The sequence below is a fragment of the Anaerobutyricum soehngenii genome, assembly GCF_009697165.1.
Classification (GTDB): domain Bacteria; phylum Bacillota; class Clostridia; order Lachnospirales; family Lachnospiraceae; genus Anaerobutyricum; species Anaerobutyricum soehngenii.
In genome coordinates this window covers 15,640-38,943 of sequence record NZ_VULP01000009.1, presented here as the reverse complement: position 1 = coordinate 38,943, position 23,304 = coordinate 15,640, and the positions used below count along the sequence as shown (strand labels likewise).

The following is a 23,304-nucleotide window of genomic DNA, read 5'->3' as shown; positions in this document are numbered from 1 at the left end:
CTCTATTATCCTTCCTTATCTATATCTTTACTTTTTCCTTCTATCTCAATGAGTTTAATCTCATTCGCCAGTGCATCCTTTAACAGCCTTACCAGATTAGGATTCGCTGAATAAAGGCAGGCAGAAGTCTCTTCATCCTGGAGTTCTCCGGTAAGTGCATAACTTGAATCTGTAATAAGACGAATCTGCCCATCCACAGTCTCCTCACATCCTGTATGCCCAGATGCAAAACTTCTCTTTCCTGCGTAATAAATAATCGCTCCATCCAATATATACTGTTCATCAGTTAAAAGAACTACCTTTTTATTCTGTGCCGTCAATTCTGCTAATTCTTCTCTAAACAAATCTGCTACAGAAGCAGATACCGAGAGATATACTCGTTCTTTCACTTCCTTAAGCATATTTCGAAACTTATCCTCTATATGCCTTCTTCCCCGTATCGTAAGATACTTCGCATCTTCCTGCTTCTGCTTCGGAATCTGGCGTTCCAGTGTTTCTGACAGTTCTTCCATATAATGAAGCTTGTTTGAACAGAACTCCTTAATAGAAACCGCATGATACTGCACCGCCTGTTCTTCTGCCACATAAGCTGCTCCCTTATCTACTAAACCTGCCAGTGCCGCATATGCATTCGAACGGGAAATACCAAGCCGCTTCGCTGCCTCATAGCCACTAAGTGCACCTTCCCCTAAAAGAAGAATATATACTCTAGCTTCCTGTCTCGTAAGGCCAAAACTCATGAGTAATTCTACGTTATCCATAAGGTCCTCACATTCTGTCTTTGACTGTAAATAACAACAATTTATCAATAAGTAGTATCATTCAGTACCACTATAATTCATATCCATAGATTTGTCAAGATAAATTGGAAATACGAATTTGCTGGGGACACAGACGCCGCTTTAGTAGAAGATATTGAGCTGAATTGTAGTTCGTCTTCTAAAGAAAAAAAGAATTGTTATAAGTTTGATTTTGTTCCGTTGCGCTAAGCATTCCATTCTGCCCAGAAAAACAGGAACTTGGGAAAAACGAGTCCCTAGTTCCTATGGTCAGAATGCCATAGCGCAAAGTCACAAAATGCAATACTTATAACAATTCTTTTTTCTTTACCATAGCTTTCCTACAATTCAGCATAAAATTTTGTTTCAGCGGCTGTCTGGTTTTGATAACAAATAGCAAATTAATTATTTCTGTTGGAAAGAGAAGGGGATTGCCCAGAAGATTATGAGAGTTAACCAGAGAAAAAATTCTCCAGAAGGTAGGAGACAGAGGTGGGTGTCATCTCACATCTGATATAATTTTTATACAATCGAGTAAGAAAGTATCCTCTTCTGGAGATATTCATTCTAACGAAATCCATAGACTTTTGGAGAAACCCCATGTTTTCCTTAAACAAAAATACCAATTCTCACCAACTGTGAGTTTTATATAGTCAGAAAAAAGAAATAATACCATATCCCAGATGCGGCTTCGGAGCGTGTTTAAGATGCGGACGAGCATTTTAAACACAGCGACTACAGAGCAGATGGGATATGGTATTATTTCTTTTTTCGTCTACACGAAATCTACAAATTAGTATTTAAAAAAGCATCTGTTCTATTTCTATATGTGTTGGTAATATTGTTTCTACTTCTTTTTCTTCTCCTTTTTTATGCTCGGAACGGAGATATTGTATTCCATTCCGCAGATGCGCTTCTATAAGATTCAATACATAAATATTATCAAATCGATTATAAATAGATTCTCCGCTCAGTCCGGTGAGACAAATTAATTGTGTATTCGTTTTTTCGGCAAGATTCATTAATGGTTTTAAAAGATGTTCTGCATTGGTCTGTGCGAATGGATTATCCATCAAGAGTACTTTTCCTTCATGCATATCCATGAATATATCAGAATCATCTTTCCTCATATAATCCAACAGACTTGAGAGAATAACAAATGCCGACAGGAATCCTTCTCCTCCTGAATTTCTTGCTACCTGATTCCAGCTTATCTGTCGTTCTCTCTGTTCTTCAATTTTATAAAGCTGAATCTGTACATTTCCAATCCCTACTACAGTATCATATAAGTTTTTACTCGTAACTTTTCTTCCAATATATTCCTGCGCATTTTCATTGTTTTCAAATAAGTGTATTCCTTCTTCAGTGATTTCATCCACAAAATCACTGAGACGAAGATTATATAATTTTTCGTTATCTTCCCAGACAGGCAAGGTTATTTTTAACATTTTCAAGGATTTTTCTCTGATTTTTATTGTAGAGTTACTGCCTATCCGCGCAAGATTTTTATGGATATTTTGAATATAATCCTGCAAAAGTTCTGTGACATTTTTCTTTTCTGATTCAACCATCGAAATATCTACTTCCAGTTGTTTCATTAAAGAGTCGTAGGATGCTATCGTAACATTGAGCTGTTGTAAAACTTTATCTGCATCATCACAGATTTTCAGCATATTTTCTAATGGTGTTTTATAGCTTGCATCTTGAAAAGCTTCCTGCCTTGCAGCTTTGTTTAATATCTGTGCCAGATTTTCTCTGCATTTTTGAACATATCGATTTATATCGTTATAATCTCTGATTAAGATTCCTTTAAAATCTCGTAATTCTTTTGCATTCATTTTTTCAAAGTCCTGTTCAAAATGAATTTCTTTTCCTGCTAAGAAGTTATTATATTCAGAAAGTGCGGTAAGATTTTCCTGGTAGCTCTGCATTTTTTTATCTTGGATATCTTTTTTCTTCTCTAATTCTTTGATTTGATATATTGCCTGATTCTGCGCACTTTTTAAATCAATCTGACGAATTTTTTCTTCTGCTAAAGGTCCTTTCTTTGCACATTCTGATATAATCCGCTTTGAAAGATCTTCTAAACGGCTGTCCAATATTCCTATCTTTTTATCTTCTTCCGTTAGCAGTGCTTTTTTTATTTCTATTTTTCTGCTGCAGTCTTCTAATTCTACTTCCTGATGCAGTTTTTCTTTTTTATCATAAAGAACATTTTCCCATGCAGACTTTTTCAAATTATATTTCTGGCTTAGTTCCTCTAATTCTTCTGCGGATTTATGATAACGTGCCAGTGCTTTCTCTTCCTCTGCTTCTAAATCTTTTAATTCCTGTGAGATTTCCGCTGTAATTGCCTCATATCTGGCTTCTAATTTAAACAGTTCTTCCTCATCCAAAAAGGAATTTGTCTCTGTATTTTTTCCTGCTTTCTGATATCCGGCAAATTTCTGATATGTGTTTTGAAGTGTTTCGTTTTCCCTAAATAAAATGTTTTCCTGTGTGCCAAATTCTCTGTATTTTTCTTCCAGGATATTTATTTTTTCCTCCGTAAGATTCTGCCGGTTCTCTAAACGTTTTTCCTCTTCCTCACATTCCTGAAGTTTTTTATTATTTTTTTCGTATGCAGAGTATTCTTTTCTCAATTCTTCAAATTCTTTTGTCCGTTCTTTTTGAATTTCGATCATCCGCTCTGATTCCTGAATCAATTTTTGCAGCTTTTCAAAACTTTCCTTTAATGATTGAAGATTTTCTCTTTCCTGCTGTACCTCCTGATAGCTTTCTTTTTTTTCTTTTTCAAGCTTTTGCAGTTTTTTCTGAATATCTTCCCATAATTTTTCAGTTATTTTCTGACCTTTTATCTGCTCAAAACGATGAAAATAATCTTCATATTCCTGTTTGCAGATTTGTATACTTTCTTTAACCGCTTCTGCTTCTTTTTGTTTCTGTGTTATCATCTCCTGCATTTTTTCTTCATCAAGAAGATTCTCATTAAACAAAATATAAAAATGGATACCATTCATTTTTATAAAAGATTTTGTCAAATCTAACTCTATCGATTCAAGATGTTCTCTTTCTATGATCGGTATCGGAAATGAGGTATATGTTTCACCCTTTTTCTCTGAAAGCTTTTTTAACTCTTGTTGTGTTAATATAAGTGAATAAGGTAAAAAAGGATTTTTACTCACGATTCTTTTGTTTTTTTCTTCACCAAATCCATTCTTTTTCAGCCATTCCATCCCATAAATGACCGGGATGTCGAACTTCTCAAATTCTTCTCTGAGATTTTCCGGAAGTTCCATTACACGTCCACTGGTTAATAATTTATGTTCCTTTCGAATAATATCTTCTTTTTTTTCTAATTTTCTTTTCCTGTCCTCTAACTCTTCTATTTTCCCCCAGGCTTTATGAAGAATCTCTTCTCTGGCAAACAGTTTTTCCTGTGGCAGCTCCAGATACTTCAGAATATCTTTTCTTTCTTCTATTTCCTGTTCATAACTGTTCTTTTCTTCTATTGTTTGTTCTATTTCTACGTTTTTTTGAATATACTGTTCCTTTTTTTCCTCTAACATCCTTTCTTTTTTATAAATCTCTTCATTTGTATTTTGTAATTTTTCTTTCTTTTTTTTATTTTCCTGAAGTGATTTTTTTACTTCCTGTTCATAAGTTTCCTGTTTTATTTCAAGCATTCCTGGCTCATAAATTCCGAGTATATTTCTTGAAAGATTTTCTTTGTAACGTGTATTGTACTTTATTTCCGTATTGTCATAATTTCTAACCAGGCTTCGCAGGCCACCTTTTTGTTCTATGATCTTTTTTATTTCTTCCCGATAGTTTTCTAAACGTTCTTTCTGCTGCGCCACATCATCCTTTATCTGAATCTTTTGATTACTTATCTTAATTTGCCGCTCTTTATTATCTTCTATCTGTTTTCTATAATAATTGCATAGTAATCCACCAATTCTGTTTCTTTCCGGCTCTAAATCTTCTTCTCGTTCCCTGACAATGGCGGCTTTTTCTTTTCTTATTTCCCACTCCTGCCTGTCTTCATCCACCATTTCCTGCTGCTTCGCGCAACAGAATATATTTACTTTTTTCTGTATTTTTTCACGTTTTCTACACAGACTTTCCTTCTCTAAATCTATCATTTCACGATTACTTACATGATTGCTTTTTTCTCTGTTTTTCTCATGATATTCGCAGGATAATTCTTCGTATTTTATAAGTTCAAGCTCCTGTTCCTGTTTTTCTTTTTCCTGTATCAGCGCTTTTTGTTCCGTTTCCGCTTTCTCACATAGTATATTTAATTCTTCTATAAAAGCAGCAATTAATTTCTCCTGCTCTTCCCTTTCCTGTTCCCTAGAAAGAAACTCTTCTGCTCCTGCCTGAATTTCCACTGCTTCTTCTTTAAATTTTTGAATCGTATCCCGTCTTTTTAACTGCTCCTTAATATTTTTATATTTTCCGGCATATTTCTGAAGAATTTCCTGAAATTTTTTAATCTGATTTTCATCCTTATTCAGCTTGCTTTCAACGGCCTCTAAAAACCATTTTTCTACCAGTTCTTTTTCCGTCCGACAATCACTGAACAATTCTGATAAACCGGACTCTTTTACATTTACTTTTCTTATGATCGTTTCCCATTCTTTATAATTAATCTGGTACTCCTGCAGCTTGTAAAAGTATTGTCTCGACTGTGCCGGACTACTCATATCGTAACAAAAAAATGCATTTTTCCTATCTCTTTTATACTCTTCAAAAAGTTTTTTACAGGAATGATAACTTTTTAATTTCATTGTATTTTCATTCTTCTCTACCACCGACAAATGATAAATGTCATACATACAAGGCTCTTTGTATTCACTAATTATAGCCGTTATTTCAAGTGCATCTGTCTTTTCTTCGCTTATCTCCTGATTTTTTCGAATCATCAGCCCTGTAAGAACATAGCCTGCTCCTCCGTCAAGCAGCCACTCAACAAGAATAAAAGAAGGCTTTGCTGTCGTAAAATAACTCTCAAAAGGTCTATCCTTCGTTTTTTGCTTTCCTCTGTGAACAAATGGGGCTGTCATCATCTGAACAAGAACCGTTTTACCGCCACCATTTCTTAATGAAAGAAGCGTACTCTTTCCATTAAATTGCATACATTCATCATTAATTTTTATAGCATTATTATTATAATTGAGGTTAATAAACCGAACTGCATTAATTTTGCTCATTTTCAATTACCCCCAGTACATTTTTCACTCTACGATAATTATTCTGATTCAAAAGATTCCAATCCATAAAACTATCCAGTTTTCTTGTTGTCTTTATCACCTCATCCCTTTCCACATATTCGATCAAACCCTGCTTCTGTAAAAAAAGAAGTATATTATAAATAAACCCTTCTTTTGTTGTCTTAGCATGAGACCCTCGATCATCTGATTTCAATGCTTCATATGCATGCCACAGATCCAAAAAGGAAATTCCTGCCGTATCGATTTCTTCATCATTATCTTCTTTATGTTCCTCTTCGTAAGTAGCGCCTTCTCTTAAACGTTCTGATAAAATATTCATCAGCTCACCGGAACGAATATATTCTCTTGCTCTGCTGCTGTCTCCCTCCCCATCAAAAAATTCCGATAACAAAGTCAGAATCGTAAACTGTGATAAATAATAATCTTTGTTTGTCCCTGCCGATTTACATAATTCTTTTTTTAATTCCGCTTTGGAATATCCAAGAAAATTATTATTTTCCCTTGGAATCAGGTAAATAATGTTTCCATACCGCTCAATATCACAAGAAGCGGTTTCTCCCTGTGACTTTACAATATTCTGGACATTTTCTTCCTCTGTGTATGCCTTATATAATATCTGCTCCTCTTCTTCCCGAAGCTCATGATGCTCTAAAAGATAATAAAATATTTCTTGACTCTTTTTAATATCTTCTATTGTGTATGCCATTGTTCCTACTCCTATTTTGCGCTGTTATCCCGTACAGATCAACACTCTATATATATCAAAACATTTGAACATCGTATGGATCTGTATTGGTTCTTCTCATCTCTTATCCCTAAAAAAACAATCGCCTCTTCCTCTTCTAACCGCTCTGCTTTAATCAATCTTATCTTACTATTTTCAGGAATCTCTTCTACCAATTTTAAAAGCATTTCATTAAGCTGAAATCCTCCCGGCTGTTCCTGAATATATTCACTTTTTTCTTTTTTCAATGCAGCAATATCAATAATACGGTTGCGGATCAGTTCCACCATAATTTCTTTAAACACATCTACATTCGGTATAAAAATCTCTTTTTCTTCCGGGTAAGCTTCTATCCTTTCTTTTAACTCTCCTAGAGAAATCTTCCCTGTAACCGATGCTCTTTCAAGCAGATATCGAAGACTTTTCTCATAGACTAACAACTTCTTTCGCAGTTTTTCTTCTTTTTCTTTTTGAAAAGCTTCCTCATCAAAATCCAGTTCCTCCTCTATATCTTTATCCTCTGATATACCGACAGATTTCTCATAAGAAAATGCTTTGTTCAAATTATAAATTTTCTCTGGTTTTTTATTGAAAAGGGGTCGGAAAAACATATCCATATTTTCTAATGAAGCTGGTTTTTGCAATACCTTATCATAAAAATCTTTTCGTATCGAAAAACGTTGTATTAATCTTGCTTGTGATAAGCGTTCCAGTTCCTCTGTATACAATATTTTCAAATCAAAATGACTATTTAAAATCTTTTGATGCTCGTCAAGAACTCTTGTCAGATATTTCTCAATAATCTTAAGATTATTTAAATCCTGCTTCTCTTTTTTATCTAACTTGCGTATATTAATATTTTCCTCCTCTAAATCTTTCACACGCATCTGAATCATCTCTCTATAACTTTGAAACTTCTTTTTTGTATCTGTAATCGTATTTAAATTTCCTAATAAAATTTCTTCATAATCTTTTACAGAATAATTTAACGCATTTCTTCGGATCTGCCTCATGGCTTCCTGAACTTTCTGAAACTGTATCCGCATTAGATTAAATACGTTTTTTATATCATCCACTGCCTTATCATAACTCTGCTTTTCCAGATGAAGCCGAAAAATAATTTCATGAATATTAAACTTCATATTGTCTTCTATTTCCAAAGTTGATAAAAGCAGATTATATCCATCATCCGTCAGATAATATGATGTTCTTCTCACTTCGTTTTCTATATAAACAATTTTATTTGCTACATAACTGATCTGCATTTTTTCATATGCATTTTTTTCAAAATGATATCCATCAAAATATATAGGCCGCCCCTCATTAGACAACACTGTATTTACAATAAAATCCCCCAGCTTCCTGCATTGCTCATATGAAATATCTTTCTGCATATACTGCACATTAATCGTATCTATATATGTTGCTATATCATCCATCGTACACTTTTCTTCTTTTAACGATTGTTCCATAATATAAAGTAATACGATAAATAAAAGATTTATCTGCTCATCGAACTTTGTAAATCCATACTGTTTCCACGATAATTTCTGAACACTGTTTTGAACAATGACTGCATACAAACCTACATTTTTCATTCTCCGGGGGAAATTCTTCAAAAATTCATACTGCATATTTTTTCTCCATCTAACTAAAAATCTGAAATATTTAAAATTTCCTGTGGAACATATCTTCCCTTTTCCAAAATTTCTTTCATCTGCTTTATTCGTTCTGTTGAAAAATAAGAAAAGAAAATATTTTTTATATTTCTATTTTGCCTCTCTTTCGTCTCTGGAATACTGACAGCCTTCACAGCTTTATCTAACATCTTCTCATATCCGGCCATAAACGGAATGATTTTCCACTCTTCATTAAAAAGCTCAGCTAAATTCTCATAAATTCCAATACCTTCATAGTCCAGATCTCCAAAATAAAATATTTGGTTTCCTTCCGCCTGCATATAAGGTTCCACACACAAGTCAAAATCTTCAAAGCTTCGAAAAATCCCCTTTCCAGCTCCATAAATCAACGTATCAATCTTTATTCCAAGTATCTCCTCATTTCCTTCCAAAAGATGACGACGCATACTAAAAAAAGTATCTTTATTTTCTAATATTAACAAATTCTGCGGAATATTTCTTGTAAGTGAATAATATGCAAGCGGTTCTGTCGTCTCGTAAATATTAAAAAAAGACAGCTCCAGTCCACACCGATTCAAAATACGCTTTCCCTGTCCTCTAGATAAGAACTTCTCCTGTCCCCAGATTTCAAAACTGCGTTCATTTACCGATACTTTAAACTGAAGTGTCTTTTTTTTATTTTTCAAATATTGATTTAACTCAAGCACCCATGTCCTGTCTGCTTCATAACTTTCTAAATGTCTTAAATAATAATCTACAGAAATATCCGGAACAATCTCATATCTTAATTCTTCAATATAAGTGCTATAGTCCTTCTTTTCTTCCAATACCCAGTACTCACGATAAAGAGCCGGACTCTTTCCATTCAATCTGGAAGCCTTCACCGGCTTAATCTTCTCTTCCTCCAGCAGATTCATAATGTACTCATACTGTTTTTGATAAGTTTGTTCTCTGCATTTTTCTAAAAGTTTTTCCAATAAAATTTTTTTCATATTCAAATTTCTCTATAAGATATTTCCTATAGAAACCTCCCCTGTCTACATAGGTACTCTCAAAATCTTTTTTTACTTGATTTTAATACTTGATTTTAGTATTTCGTTTCACAAAAGAACTCCAAGAATACCTATATGTTAGATATGTTCATGCGGGCGCCATTGAGAATCATATTTCTCTGCCAGCTCTCTTAAAAGCTTATTATATTCTTTTACATGTTCTTCCGGTGTGATCTCACCATTCATAAGTTTCTGTCCAAGTTTTTTAAATGCATTCTCTGAATTCATTTTTAACTCTCCTTTTATTTTGTCTAAAATTTTTACGCATAGTTTTTTATTCTATCACAAAACAGAAGGAATGATAAGTAGAATTTTTAATACTTTGAATGTTTGAATGCTCTTCAAAAATAATACACTGATACTTTTTTAATTATAGCAGTTTCTAATGTCTTTAACCATAACTTTCAAGAATACCTCCGTAAAAAGATAAACAAAGCATAGATTCCACACATTGCAGGACAAAATATCTCATGATATACTTTTAAAAACACACCAAACTAAGGAGATGCTATTTATGAAAAAAGATGGTTTTTATTCATCCGGAGAATTTGCAAAAATGGCTCATATCACCAAGAAAACCTTACGGTATTATGATGCCCACAATATTTTAAAGCCTTCTTATCTGACTCCTTATGGGGCGCGCTTCTATTCCGATGAAGATTTTGCCCGCCTGCAACAGATTCTTCTATTAAAATATCTGGGATTTTCACTGGATGATATCCGGGAAATGACGATCAACGATTCTGACTATCATTTTATGGCAGATGCCTTGAAACTACAAAGAAAACTTGTTCAGGATAAAATAGAGCAGCTCCAGCTAGTAGAACGTGCGATTCAGGATACCTCCAAAGCAATTGAAGAAGAACACAGTGTAAACTGGAGTCAGATGCTTAAGCTGATTCATCTTACCGGTATGGAAAAAAGTATGAAAAACCAGTATCAGAATGCATCCAATATTTCCGCACGTATTCAGCTTCATAATAAATACAGCACGAACACACAAGGCTGGTTTCCCTGGATCTTTGATCAATGCCACATGGCAGAACATTCGACCGTTCTTGAGATTGGCTGCGGTGATGGTTCTTTATGGCTTGAAAATAAAGAAAAAATTCCAAAACAGCTCCATGTCGTTCTTTCAGATATTTCAGAAGGAATGCTTCGTGATACCCGGCGTGCCATTCATGCAAATGTAAAAACATCCCGCTTTGATTTCCAGGTTTTTGACTGCGAGCGGATTCCATATCCTGATAACAGCTTTGATCTTGTCATTGCCAATCATATTTTATTTTACTGCAAAAATCTTACCTCTGTTTTTGAAGAAATTTCCCGCGTACTAAAAACAGGCGGTACTTTTGTATGCAGTACCTACGGCGCAGCTCACATGAAAGAAATCAATGAGCTTGTCTCAGAATTCGATGACCGCATTGTTCTTTCAGCAGACCGGCTTTTTGAACGTTTTGGAAAAGAAAACGGTGCAGATCTTCTTGCTCCATATTTTCAAAATATAAAATGGTTATCCTATGAGGACTCCCTCCATGTTACAGAACCGGAAACCTTAATATCTTACGTTCTGTCCTGCCATGGCAATCAAAACCAGTATATCATTGACCACTACAAAGAATTTCGAAATTATGTAAGAAAAAAAACAGAAGATGGCTTCACTATTACAAAAGACGCCGGGATTTTTATTACTATTTAATTCATTGAGAGAAAACAGACGAAAATAAAAAGAATAGACTATAGCAAATGTAAAGATATCACTGCGTAGAAAATGCCTGTTCGGCATTTTTACTTGCTCTCACATTACATTTGCTATAGTCTATTCTTTTTATTTTCTGTGTGTTGGCTTCAGAAGGAATGAATTCAATAGTCTTTGGGAGGGATAAGGGGGAGAGGTCAGAAGACTACTGCTTACTCGGAAAATGTATCATGTACAGCGATAAATTGCAGTATCATCTTATCATCAGTGAAACTTGAAAAAAGCTTCAGCATAGCGAAGAGAGTAAGTAGCAGACTCCTGACCTCTCCTCATTCTCTCCTCAAAAACTATTGAATTCATTCCTTTTGGAACCAAAACACAGAAAAAAGAAATCATATCATATCCCAGATGCGGCTTCGGAGCGTGATTAGGATGCGGATAAGCATCTTAACCACAGCGACTACAGAGCAGATGGGATATGATATGATTTCTTTTTTCGTCTGTTTCCCCCAATGAATGAAATAGCAAAAAAAAACACTTGAAGGTGCCCTTAGGGCATCTTTTATAATTATGGTATCGTTATGACACAAGAGAAGGAGAATGTATAATGAAAGGTATTATTTTAGCAGGAGGTTCTGGCACACGCCTCTATCCTCTTACCATGGTAACTTCTAAACAATTACTTCCTATTTATGATAAGCCGATGATTTATTATCCGATGTCTGTTTTAATGAATGCGGGGATTCGAGATATCTTAATTATTTCCACACCACAGGATACCCCTCGTTTTAAAGAATTATTAAAAGACGGAAGTCAGTTCGGGGTAAATCTGTCTTATGCTGTACAGCCAAGCCCTGATGGACTGGCACAGGCATTTATTATCGGAGAGGAGTTTATTGGAAATGATACTGTAGCTATGGTTCTCGGTGATAATATTTTTGCCGGACATGGTTTAAAGAAGCGTCTTTGTGCCGCTGTCAAAAATGCAGAGAATGGTAATGGGGCAACTGTTTTTGGTTATTATGTTGATGATCCGGAACGTTTCGGTATTGTTGAATTTGACCGTAATGGAAAGGCTGTTTCTATTGAAGAAAAACCGGAACATCCAAAGAGTAATTACTGTGTGACTGGCCTGTATTTCTATGACAATCGTGTTGTAGAATATGCAAAGAATCTGAAGCCAAGTGCCAGAGGTGAATTAGAAATTACAGATTTAAATCGTATTTATTTAGAAAATCACTCATTAAATGTTGAACTTTTAGGACAGGGATTTACCTGGCTTGATACGGGAACACATGAAAGTCTTGTTGATGCTACAAACTTTGTAAAAACAATGGAGCAGCATCAGCATCGTAAGATTGCCTGTCTTGAAGAAATCGCTTATTTAAATGGTTGGATTTCTAAAGATGAAGTTCTCAAAGTTTATGAGGTATTAAAAAAGAATGAATACGGTCAGTATTTAAAAGATGTTTTAGATGGAAAATATCAGGAAAATTTATATTAAATACAGCAGATTTTGATGTTTCAGAATTACGGGAGCATCGTTAGCTACAGAGTAATTCGTAACATCAAGTTAGGGGCAAATACCTTTTGACTCTAACATCATTTATTTAAAAGGAGTATTTATTTATGACTATTATTGTAACCGGCGGTGCCGGATTTATTGGAAGCAACTTTATTTTTCATATGTTAAACAAATATCCTGATTACCGGATCATTTGTTTAGACTGTCTGACTTATGCAGGGAATCTCTCTACATTAGAACCGGTAATGGATAATCCAAACTTCCGCTTTGTAAAAGAGAGCATTACTGACAGAGAAGCTGTATACAAGCTGTTTGAGGAAGAACATCCTGACATGGTAGTAAACTTTGCGGCTGAAAGCCATGTTGATCGTTCTATCGAAAATCCTGAAGTTTTCTTAGATACCAATATTAAAGGAACTGCCGTCCTTATGGATGCCTGCCGCAAATTCGGCATCAAACGATATCATCAGGTAAGTACCGATGAAGTTTATGGCGATCTTCCTTTAGACCGCCCGGATCTTTTCTTCACAGAAGAAACACCGATTCATACCAGCTCTCCATACAGTAGCTCTAAAGCAGGAGCAGACTTATTAGTTCTTGCTTATCATAGAACTTACGGACTGCCTGTGACAATCAGCCGCTGCTCAAACAATTACGGACCTTATCATTTTCCTGAAAAGCTGATTCCGCTTATGATCGCTAATGCGCTAAATGACAAACCTCTTCCTGTTTACGGAAAAGGGGAAAATGTACGAGACTGGCTCTATGTAGAAGACCACTGTCGTGCAATTGATTTAATCATCCATAAAGGACGTGTCGGAGAAGTTTATAATGTCGGTGGACATAACGAAATGAAAAATATCGATATTGTAAAAATCATTTGTAAAGAACTTGGAAAACCAGAAAGCCTCATCACTTATGTTGCAGACAGAAAAGGCCATGATATGCGTTACGCTATTGATCCTACAAAAATTCATAACGAACTCGGCTGGCTTCCGGAAACCAAGTTTGCCGATGGTATAAAAAAGACAATTCAGTGGTATCTTGATAATAAAGAATGGTGGGAAACTATTATTTCCGGTGAATATCAAGACTACTATGAAAAGATGTACAAAAACCGTTAATTCATTTTTCACACACATGTACAAACAGTTATTTTTATCATATTCAACTTTATAAATATAAGAAAGAGGAATTATATATGAAATTTTTCGTAACAGGCGTTTGCGGTCAGTTGGGGCATGATGTCATGAACGAACTTGCATCCCGCGGTTATGAGGGGATTGGCTCTGATATCGCACCGGAATATTCTGGTGTGCAGGACAATACCGCTGTAACAAAAATGCCTTACATTTCATTAGATATTACGAATAAAGACGCCGTAAATCAAATCTTAGAAACAACTTGCCCTGATGTTGTTATTCACTGCGCTGCCTGGACCGCTGTTGATCTTGCAGAAGATACAGATAAACAGGACACCGTTAAAAAGATCAATGTTGATGGCACGCAGTACATTGCTTCTGCCTGCAAAAAACTTGGCTGTAAAATGATTTATTTAAGCACTGACTATGTTTTTGACGGACAGGGGACAACTCCATGGCAGCCTGACTGCAAGAATTATAGACCATTAAACATATATGGTCAGTCAAAACTTCTTGGAGAACAGGCAGTCGCAAACACTTTAGACAAATATTTTATTGTCCGCATTGCATGGGTATTCGGTCGAAATGGCAAAAACTTTATTAAGACCATGCTCACTGTCGGCAAAAATCATGACAAACTTACCGTCGTTAATGACCAGATTGGAACACCAACCTACACCTTTGACCTGGCAAGACTTCTTATTGATATGGCTGAAAGCGAAAAATACGGCTACTACCATGTCACCAATGAAGGTGGTTATATTAGCTGGTATGATTTTACAAAAGAAATCTTTCGTCAGGCAGTCGCGCTCGGTCATACGGAATATGATGAAAATCACATTACTGTAACACCCGTTACAACCGCTGAATACGGTGCATCTAAAGCCGCCCGCCCATTTAACAGCCGGCTCGATAAAAGCAAACTTATACAAGCAGGATTTACACCTCTTCCTGACTGGAAAGATGCACTGCAAAGATATTTAACTGAGATTTTAAATGAAGAATTTTAATAATTAAAATAACCAAATAATTAAAATACAGTAACAAAAATTAAAGGAGGTCTCTCTCTTGGGACAGATTAAAGTAAAAAAGAACGTTGGAGGAATCGAAGGTTTATGTATTATTGAACCTACCGTACATGGTGATTCTCGTGGCTATTTTATGGAAACATATAATAAAAATGATATGGCAGAAGCAGGACTGACAATGGAGTTTGTTCAGGATAATCAGTCTTCTTCTTCTAAAGGTGTTCTTCGTGGATTACATTTTCAAAAACAACATCCACAGGGTAAGCTTGTTCGTGTGATTAAGGGTACCGTTTTTGATGTCGTTGTTGACCTGCGAAGTCACTCTGAAACATATGGAAAATGGTTCGGAGAAATCCTTTCTGCAGAAAACAATAAACAATTCTATATCCCGGAAGGATTTGCCCATGGCTTTCTTGTTCTATCTGACACTGCAGAATTTTGTTATAAATGTACGGACTTCTACCGTCCAGGTGATGAAGGTGGTTTAGCGTGGAACGACCCTGAAATCGATATTAAATGGCCAAAACTCGTCGGAGAATATCCTGGTTCCCCAATCGGAGAAGGCTATCATTTAGAAGATGGAACTCCACTTACTTTAAGTGATAAAGATCAGAAATGGCTCGGAATAAAAGAAACATTTAAATTCTAATTTGTAGATTTCGTGTAGACGAAAAAAGAAATACTGGCATATCCCATCTGCTCTATAGTCGCTGTGTTTAAAATGCTCGTTCGCATCTTAAACACGCTCCGAAGCCGCATCTGGGATATGCCAGTATTTCTTTTTTCTGACTATACTAAATCCACAGTTGGTGAGAATTAGTATTTTTGTTTGAGGAAAATATGGGGTTTCTTCAAAAGTCTATGGATTTCGTTAGAATGAATATCTCCAGAAGAAGATATTTTTTACTTGATTGTATAAAATCATATCAGATGTGAGATGACTCCTATCTTATGGAGAATTTTTTCTCTGGTTAACTCTCATAATCTTCTGGAGAATCCCCTTCTCTTTCTAACAAAAATCACTAATTTACTATTTGTTATCAAATCCAGTCAGCCGCTGAAATAAAATTTTATGCTGAATTGTAAGAAGACTATGATAAAGAAAAAAGAATAGTTATAAGTATTGCATTTTGTGACTTTGCGCTGTGGAATTTTGACTCTGAAAACTTCGGACTCGTTTTTCCGAAGTTTTCGTTTTTTGAGGCAAAATGAAGCGTTTAGCACAACGGAACAAAATCTAACTTATAACTATTCTTTTTTCTTTACAAGACTAACTACAATTCATCTCAATATCTTCTACTAAAGCGGCGTCTGTGTCCCCAGCAAATTAGTATTTAATCCTCATTCTCCTCAATTGTGGATTTATGATAGTCAGAAAAAAGAATTGTTATAAGTATTGCATTTTGTGACTTTGCGCTATGAAATTCTGACTATAGGAACTTGGGACTCGTTTTTCCCAAGTTCCTGTTTTTCTAGGCAGAATGGAATGTTTAGCGCAACGGAACAAAATCAAACTTATAACAATTCTTTTTTCGTCTACACGAAATCCACAAATCAAATCATTATGATTCGCAAAAGATTTTTCTTTGCCAGTCGAATGGAAGCAATATTTTCCTTTTCAATTCTGGTAATGACTTCTGTAAAATAGAGATATTCTTTTTCGAAGTGAAGCAGGGCGGGCAGAACTTCTGATGCAAATCCCTGTCTTTGCCATTCTTTTAATATAGAATATCCAATTTCAACATAATAATCCTCCGTATTTTCCAACGGCGAAAAGCCGGCAATGCCAAGAAAGGTGTCGTCGGTTTTTTTGAAAATACCATAGATTCCGTAGCCATAAAAACTATATTGATTTTTTATATAATCTAAAAGAAAAGTTTCTGCAGCAACAGTTGTGCAGCAATTTTGTGGAAAGAAGCAGCCAGATGGATTATTTTTATTTTCTTTCTGTAACAATAAAAGTTCAGGCAGTTGTTTGACGGTAAGTTCACGAATAGTGCAACGGGAGGTTGTAGTTATCATCAGGGGAATATGATGATGTCTGCAATATACTTCTCTTAGAAAAAACGGACTGAGTGCATCTGCATCTAAAATCATCCAGGGCGTTCCCATCAGAGTTTCCTGCTTATTATTTTCGTGAGAAAATGCGATGGCTGGAAGATTATATTTTTTTGCAAGTTCTATATTTTGATCAAGATCACACAAGACAAGAGAAAAATCTGGGAAATCAGAGAAGGAAGGAAACTCTTTAGAAATTATAAAATTTATGGTATAGTTAAGATACTCTGAGGAAAAATGCCTGGCGATAGTATTTCCCAGGTTTTCGTCCATAATAATAAAAAAATTAAACATAACAGAGTCCTTTCTAACATATTCGTGTTTCTTATTGTATTTATCATACAAAAGAAAGGGATACTTGTAAAGAAGTTCTGTTTTGGAGGGTAATGATGCGAAAGGAAGAGAATATAGAAAATATAGAAAAGGAAGATCTGTGCAGTAAACTACAGGTTCATTTCATAGAGAATACAGAGGCGGAAAAGTCGGTAGAGGATACCGCATCGACAGATCAGATTTCAACTGATTCTTCTGTAAAGCCAGAAGAATGTTCTAAGAGAATGAATAAAAACAACAGTGAGAATGATGCACAGGAGGCAGCAAACGAAAGCAAACGCAAACATAGACATGAAAATATAACAAGCCAGAACGCAGAAGCTGTTGAAGAAACATTTTATAAAGTGACAGGAGAAGCAGAGCCGGAACGTAAGTCGCATCCGATTCGTAATGTGATACTGGGATTGCTGGTATTGATTCTTGTAGCAGGTGCCGCTATATCTTATCCGATAGGTAAAGAATATTTTCAGGAAAAGTCTGTAGCAGGAAAAGATATTGAAGTAACAATCAAAAAGGGAAGCACCTCAAAAGATGTGGGAGCGATTCTTAAGAAAAAAGGTGTTGTCCGTTATAAAACAGCCTTTTTATTAAAGTTATACTTCTCCGATTATAAAGGCAAGCTTCGTTATGGAACATTTGATTTAAACGATGGAATGAGTCTTAGCAAAGTAATTAAAGAATTAGCTACTCAGAATGGTCAGAAGGAAAATAAATTTACTATTCCGGAAGGATATACGATTGAGATGACAGCCGATAAGCTTGAAAAAGAAGGAATTATGACTGCACAGGAATTCCTTACAGCTGTAACAAAAGCGGCGGATACATCAAGGTATAAAAATATTCTTCCAGACAAAACAAAAGTATTTTATCAATTACAGGGTTATATTTATCCAGATACGTATTATTTGTCAAAGAATATTACAGGGGATCAGCTCGTAGCTAAGATACTCGAAGAGTTTGATAAAAAGTTTGATACGACAAGACAACAGAAAGCAGCTCAGCTTGGTATGTCTGTAGAAGAAGTATTAATTCGTGCATCTCTGTTACAGAAGGAGACAGAGTTACCAGAGGAATATCCAATCATTGCAGGAGTTATTCAAAATCGTCTCGATAAAAAGATGAAACTACAATTCGATTCTACAGCAGTATACGCAATCACAAAAGGTCAGTATGGCATTGCAAGAGTTATGTATAAAGACTTAGAAGTAGATTCTCCATATAACACTTACAAATATAAGGGACTGCCGGTTGGCCCAATCTGCAGTCCAAGCTTAGAAGCTATTGACGGTGTCTTGAATCCGCAGAAGAATGATTATTTATATTTCCAGATGAATACAGTGAAAAATGATGGCTCCAATATCTTCACCAAAACATATGAAGAACATAAAGCAGCATCAGCAACAACAGAACAGTAGAATACTAACATTCTGTCTTTTGCTATTTCACTTCAACAAAACATTTTTATTTTCAAGAATGCCCCGGCATTCTTACTGCCGGAGGCTATATCAGTGGGGGAGTCAATCCCATCTGATATATTAATGAGACAATGTACTTGTATATTGTCTCATTTTTTTCGCTTTTTCCGCATTTGTCTCACTTTTACGACCGTATGGTATTATCAAATTTTGTAAAATAAAACCATATAATGCGCTTACGCATAACAAAATTTGAAAGGAAGGTAAGAAATTATGCCAAAGCCAGTTGCGGAAACAGGCAACAAGAATTTAATCGGCTCTAACTTAATTGCTTTAAGAAAAAAACACCATTTATCACAAAGAGCACTTGCACATGAACTACAGCTCAAAGGTTATGATATTGACAAAAATGTAATTACAAGAATCGAAACACAACAACGTTTTGTAACAGATATCGAAATCCAAGCATTTTGTGAACTTTTCCACATCACATTTGAAGAACTAATAAATCCAAATATGAATTTGATGGACTAAAGAGACGAAAACCAGAAATTTAATATAGAAAAAAATGTGAAGATAGTCGCTTCGCAGAAAATGCCTGCTCGGCATTTTTACTCGCTCCGACATCACATTTTTTTCTATATTAAATTTCTGGTTTTCTGCTTTTTGGCTCCAGATGGAAATTAGTATTTAAATCTTGGATGGGAGAGAGGGGATTGTCCAGAAGTCTGTGGTTTTTATTTGGAATGAAAATCTCCAGAAGAGGGGTATCTTCTTACAATTCAGCATAGAATTTTGTTTTAGCGGCTGTCTGGTTTTGATAACAAATAACAAATTAGTAATTTATGTTGGAAAGATAACAATTTGAGTGTCAATCCTTTAGAATTTAATTTTTCGGAAGACCATAGCCTTCTGGCACATTCCATGTTGTTAAACCATAGATTTAGATAGTCAGAAAAAAGAAATAATGCCCTATCCCAGATGCGGCTTCGGAGCGTGTTTAAGATGCGAATGAGCATTTTAAACACAGCGACTACAGAGCAGATGGGATAGGGCATTATTTCTTTTTTCGTCTACACGAAATCTACAAACTAGTATTTTTTAAAATCTTTGTTCTAGTAAAGTATTATATATATTTATCTTTCCATAGCCCCATTCTCGGTTTGGATATTCATATGGTCCATCTTTTACCGCTCCCCGAATAAGATAGGTTCTCATGTCCTGCCCATTCATAAACGGGTCGTAGCCGGCAATAAATGCCCATTCCTGCATTAATGCTCCTATTCCCGCACCAAAGGCTGCTGCTATACTGCTTCCGCTTCGTACTCTTTCTTTTCCGGCTTTTTCTCCGTTTCTGTCAATTCTTGAAATCCCAGGGATTTTTACAGAGACTCCTGGGGCAGCAAGGTCCGGTACAATTCTTCCGTCTCTTGTATATCCTTTGCTTGCTCTTATATATAATCCTCCGGTTGTCACATCATATGGCGTATATGTTATGGCGTACTGAGCATTTCCTGGTGAAGTGACGGTCTGTTCGGAGTCTGGATTAATGAATACTGTTTCTTCTTTTAAGAAATTGCTGATTGGCATCCAGATATCGTACGTTTTTTCACCGTTTCCTGTTCCGTAAATAAAAAGCTTCCATATGCCGGGAACGAGATTTTTAAAATTCATCCGGATTACCTGCGAACCTCCTATTGTTGCTCCTGGAAAAGAACGTATTTCTAATAATGTATTTTCTGGAAAAAAGCGAATGCTTCGAAATTCTCCCATTTTAAGCTGCATACGCTCAATATTTTCTCCTCCGGGAGACAGAATCCCTACTGTATACACATTTGGCTCGTCACCCCAAAGCTCCATGATGAAGCCATTTTCTCCTTCTGCTACATTAAAATCAACTGTCTGATATTGTTCCTCTCTCCGTATTATTCCATGAAAATGATGACCGCTGATTCCTTCGTTTCCTCCTGCGATATGAAAAGAAATTTTGGGGAGTAGCGACAGATAGGAAATATATCTTGCCAGACCATTGGCTCCATTGTGTCCTCCAAGATTTGTTCCGATTCCAAGACAAATCGATACCGGTCTTCCCAATTTATTTGCCACACTGATGACATAACGTACTGCCAGCATAACGTCATCCTCCTGACAGGACCAGATGTCATCCGGAATAGAATAAAATTCGCGCAAATATTTTTTACTTTGTTTTAATTTTACAACAACAAGTTCCGCATCCGGTGCTACACCCGAAAATCCCTTATCGATATCTTCTCGTCCGGCTGCAACGGCTGAGAGAAATGTTCCATGTCCATTCTCATCTCCGGGGAGCTTTTTATCTTTCTTTTTAATTCCTTCACTAATTTCTTCTCTCGTCCATTCCGTTCCGTAAAGAAATCCTTCCGGTCTTATTCCACTCTGATCGCTCTGATCCCACAGTGAGACAACTTTGGAACTTCCGTCTTCATATAAGAAAAGGGATTCCTCTAATCGAATGCCTGTATCAATAATCCCGATCAAAATCCCACTTCCCCTGTAACCAAGCTGAGGAGATCGCCTGACTTTCAGAATTCCCGTTTCTTCTAATTCTTCTGAAGCCATCAGCCCATAGCATTTTGGAACGGTATCATATCGAAATCTTTTATCATCCCCTGTCAGGGGATTCTTCGACTTTATATAAACAATAGACTGATTATATCCTATAGGAAACACACAATAGTCTGCCAATTCATTTTCAAAAAAATTTTCATCAAGTAAATAATCAACAAGATATTCCTGATATTCTTCATTTGCCGGAACCCCAACACAATCCTTTTCCTGAAGCAATGCCTTTAATCCATCTTGATTATTTTCCATAAAATCTCCTTCTTTAAAATCTCTTTCTTTTTTTATATGAAAATCATTACATCACACATTATCTGAAATATTTTCTGGAATATTTTCTTTTATGTATATGCATTTTCAGGAAAAATGCTTCTATATTTTTGCTATTAACTTTTTTTGCTATGCCACAACAACGAATTGTCTATTTTTCATAAGAAATGTTTAAATATCTACCCTCAAATTTCTTTTCCTTCTATTGAAAACTGTCCTTTCAAATGTTAACATATTTATAATATTAGGATTAAAAAGTCAAACACCTTATCGTGCTGACCTTTTGACCCTGATATCATATTTATTAAATAAAGACCATAATTTAGAGCGTTTCTGCCTTTTTCTACATTTGGCACCGCTCTGAATCATTTTAACCAGTTACATTCATTAATTTTAGCGTTGAAAGTTTTGGAGGCATTTCCAGTGATCACAAAAACCATTACCATTAATTCTATGGATAAGATTAAAACTTTTGTAGACATAATTAATAAATTTAACGGACGTTTTGATTTAGTGTCTGGCTGAAGTATTGTCAATGCAAAGTCCATCATGGCCATTTTCAGTCTTGATATTTCCCGCCCGGTTTATCTCTACATCTATAACGAAGATTCCGCTGATTATGTTGCAAAAGCATTAAAAGATTTTGAAGTGAATGCATTGCAGATACAGGAACAGCTTTTAGCATAATGATATTATCCATTTGACTTAACTGATGAACACAAGAACATCAATTTTATCTCAGTCGAGAAGACTCCCACCTCTTTCAGGTGGTGAGTGACAGCAAATTTGTCTCAGTGGGAGTCCAATCTCTGACTGAGATAAACGCTCCGCGAGGATGCGCAGTGATTCTGTAAAGAATATGTCAGCTTACGCTGACCAGAATCACGCGCCAAGTCTCGCGGCTGCTCGACTTGAATTTAATTTAACAAAAAATGAACCAGAAAAAGTACAGATACGATGCCTGTACTTTTTCTGGTTCGGCCAATTTCTTCTATTGAAAGTCAAACACAGAATATTTATTTTTCTATTTTTTCTGGTTCTGGATATTCTTCTCCCTGTGTATCTACAGTTACGGATGCCATTACCTGTTTTTCGTATGGAGAATCCATAAATGTCTTCACAGATGCAATCTTATCTACAACATCCATTCCTTCAATTACTTTACCAAATGCGGCATATTCTCCGTCAAGATGTGGAGCTGCCTTATGCATGATAAAGAACTGGGAGCCTGCAGAGTTTGGCATCATGGAACGAGCCATGGAAAGCACACCTGCTTCGTGCTTTAACTGATTTGTAAATCCGTTATTAGAGAATTCTCCTTTAATACTGTATCCCGGATTGCCGGTTCCGTTTCCAAGAGGGCATCCTCCCTGAATCATAAATCCTTTAATAACACGATGGAAAATCAGTCCATCATAAAATCCCTTATTAATTAATGAAATAAAGTTATTCACTGTGTTTGGAGCAATCTGTGGATATAATTCTGCTTTGATTACATCTCCATTTTCCATCGTAATTGTAACAATTGGGTTTGCCATTGTACTTCATCCTTTCTCATAGTTCTATCTATTTCTATTTTTAACATAATAACATATTTTTTTATATTTTCCAACTAAATCAATCTCCAACTTTCTCTCATTTCCCTTCTGATAAAATATATGCTATAATTATTTTCGTTCGTTTTCAGAAAATTAATTCTGAATGCTTTTAATTTCATGATGTCTGGGGCAAAAGTTCAAAACTCCGTTCATTCTTGCACGATAAGGTATTTGACTTTGGGTCCCGCAAAATATAAGAAAGG

The 23,304-nt window shown here is 35.6% G+C and carries 17 protein-coding genes; 8 read left to right on the top strand and 9 right to left on the bottom strand.

The window, feature by feature from the left end; all coding sequences use genetic code 11:
- Positions 1-5 precede the first annotated feature (5 nt).
- The 6 genes from FYJ25_RS06020 to FYJ25_RS05995 all read right to left on the bottom strand — a co-directional run bounded on the left by FYJ25_RS06020 (position 6) and on the right by FYJ25_RS05995 (position 9,660).
- Complete coding sequence (locus FYJ25_RS06020; protein WP_154580787.1) at positions 6-761, bottom strand: TrmB family transcriptional regulator; 756 nt, start codon at positions 759-761, stop codon at positions 6-8.
- 818 nt (positions 762-1,579) lie between these two features.
- A complete protein-coding gene (locus FYJ25_RS06015) occupies positions 1,580-5,995 on the bottom strand; it encodes a coiled-coil domain-containing protein (protein ID WP_154580786.1) in 4,416 nt (1,471 codons plus the stop codon).
- Entirely contained in the window at positions 5,982-6,722 is a 741-nt protein-coding gene (locus FYJ25_RS06010; RefSeq protein ID WP_154580785.1) for a DUF6063 family protein, read from the bottom strand. Before FYJ25_RS06010 ends, FYJ25_RS06015 begins: the two co-directional genes overlap by 14 nt.
- Before the next feature lie 38 nt (positions 6,723-6,760).
- Positions 6,761-8,374 carry a hypothetical protein gene (locus FYJ25_RS06005; protein WP_096239045.1) on the bottom strand — a complete coding sequence of 538 codons (1,614 nt, stop codon included), beginning with the start codon at positions 8,372-8,374 and terminating at the stop codon, positions 6,761-6,763.
- Positions 8,375-8,391: 17 nt separating this feature from the next.
- A complete protein-coding gene (locus FYJ25_RS06000; RefSeq protein WP_154580784.1) occupies positions 8,392-9,372 on the bottom strand; it encodes a DUF2220 family protein in 981 nt (326 codons plus the stop codon).
- A gap of 138 nt (positions 9,373-9,510) precedes the next feature.
- Positions 9,511-9,660 (bottom strand): hypothetical protein, encoded by a 150-nt coding sequence (locus tag FYJ25_RS05995; protein ID WP_021908304.1) that lies wholly within the window; start codon positions 9,658-9,660, stop codon positions 9,511-9,513.
- 286 nt (positions 9,661-9,946) lie between these two features.
- Here FYJ25_RS05995 and FYJ25_RS05990 point away from each other — a divergent pair, with 286 nt between their 5' ends.
- The 5 genes from FYJ25_RS05990 to rfbC all read left to right on the top strand — a co-directional run bounded on the left by FYJ25_RS05990 (position 9,947) and on the right by rfbC (position 15,475).
- Positions 9,947-11,131 carry a MerR family transcriptional regulator gene (locus tag FYJ25_RS05990; RefSeq protein WP_147607765.1) on the top strand — a complete coding sequence of 395 codons (1,185 nt, stop codon included), beginning with the start codon at positions 9,947-9,949 and terminating at the stop codon, positions 11,129-11,131.
- 607 nt (positions 11,132-11,738) lie between these two features.
- Positions 11,739-12,635: a glucose-1-phosphate thymidylyltransferase RfbA gene (rfbA, locus tag FYJ25_RS05985; RefSeq protein ID WP_154580783.1), complete on the top strand. Its 897-nt coding sequence runs from the start codon at positions 11,739-11,741 to the stop codon at positions 12,633-12,635.
- A gap of 125 nt (positions 12,636-12,760) precedes the next feature.
- Positions 12,761-13,780: a dTDP-glucose 4,6-dehydratase gene (rfbB, locus tag FYJ25_RS05980; protein WP_096239042.1), complete on the top strand. Its 1,020-nt coding sequence runs from the start codon at positions 12,761-12,763 to the stop codon at positions 13,778-13,780.
- 77 nt (positions 13,781-13,857) lie between these two features.
- Complete coding sequence (gene rfbD, locus FYJ25_RS05975) at positions 13,858-14,808, top strand: dTDP-4-dehydrorhamnose reductase (RefSeq protein WP_096239041.1); 951 nt, start codon at positions 13,858-13,860, stop codon at positions 14,806-14,808.
- Between the two features lie 58 nt (positions 14,809-14,866).
- Positions 14,867-15,475: a dTDP-4-dehydrorhamnose 3,5-epimerase gene (rfbC, locus tag FYJ25_RS05970; protein ID WP_021908298.1), complete on the top strand. Its 609-nt coding sequence runs from the start codon at positions 14,867-14,869 to the stop codon at positions 15,473-15,475.
- Positions 15,476-16,380: 905 nt separating this feature from the next.
- On the opposite strand, the gene FYJ25_RS05965 is transcribed toward rfbC, so the two are convergent.
- Positions 16,381-16,938: a GNAT family N-acetyltransferase gene (locus FYJ25_RS05965; RefSeq protein WP_167513780.1), complete on the bottom strand. Its 558-nt coding sequence runs from the start codon at positions 16,936-16,938 to the stop codon at positions 16,381-16,383.
- A gap of 332 nt (positions 16,939-17,270) precedes the next feature.
- On the opposite strand from FYJ25_RS05965, the gene mltG reads away from it, so the two are divergent.
- Both mltG and FYJ25_RS05955 read left to right on the top strand, forming a co-directional pair.
- Positions 17,271-18,632 (top strand): endolytic transglycosylase MltG, encoded by a 1,362-nt coding sequence (mltG, locus tag FYJ25_RS05960; RefSeq protein WP_096239039.1) that lies wholly within the window; start codon positions 17,271-17,273, stop codon positions 18,630-18,632.
- A 273-nt stretch (positions 18,633-18,905) separates the two neighbouring features.
- Positions 18,906-19,166 carry a helix-turn-helix domain-containing protein gene (locus tag FYJ25_RS05955; RefSeq protein ID WP_021907427.1) on the top strand — a complete coding sequence of 87 codons (261 nt, stop codon included), beginning with the start codon at positions 18,906-18,908 and terminating at the stop codon, positions 19,164-19,166.
- 567 nt (positions 19,167-19,733) lie between these two features.
- Here FYJ25_RS05955 and FYJ25_RS05950 read toward each other — a convergent pair.
- Positions 19,734-21,485 (bottom strand): S8 family peptidase, encoded by a 1,752-nt coding sequence (locus FYJ25_RS05950; protein ID WP_154580782.1) that lies wholly within the window; start codon positions 21,483-21,485, stop codon positions 19,734-19,736.
- Positions 21,486-22,052: 567 nt separating this feature from the next.
- Between FYJ25_RS05950 and FYJ25_RS14840 the strand changes: the two genes are divergently transcribed.
- The gene (locus FYJ25_RS14840) at positions 22,053-22,190 is read left to right on the top strand and encodes a hypothetical protein (protein ID WP_330578279.1); all 138 of its coding nucleotides are present in this window, start codon (positions 22,053-22,055) and stop codon (positions 22,188-22,190) included.
- A gap of 329 nt (positions 22,191-22,519) precedes the next feature.
- Here the strand turns inward: FYJ25_RS14840 and FYJ25_RS05940 are convergent, their stop codons facing one another.
- Positions 22,520-23,041 carry a peptidylprolyl isomerase gene (locus tag FYJ25_RS05940; RefSeq protein WP_021907603.1) on the bottom strand — a complete coding sequence of 174 codons (522 nt, stop codon included), beginning with the start codon at positions 23,039-23,041 and terminating at the stop codon, positions 22,520-22,522.
- Positions 23,042-23,304: the final 263 nt, after the last annotated feature.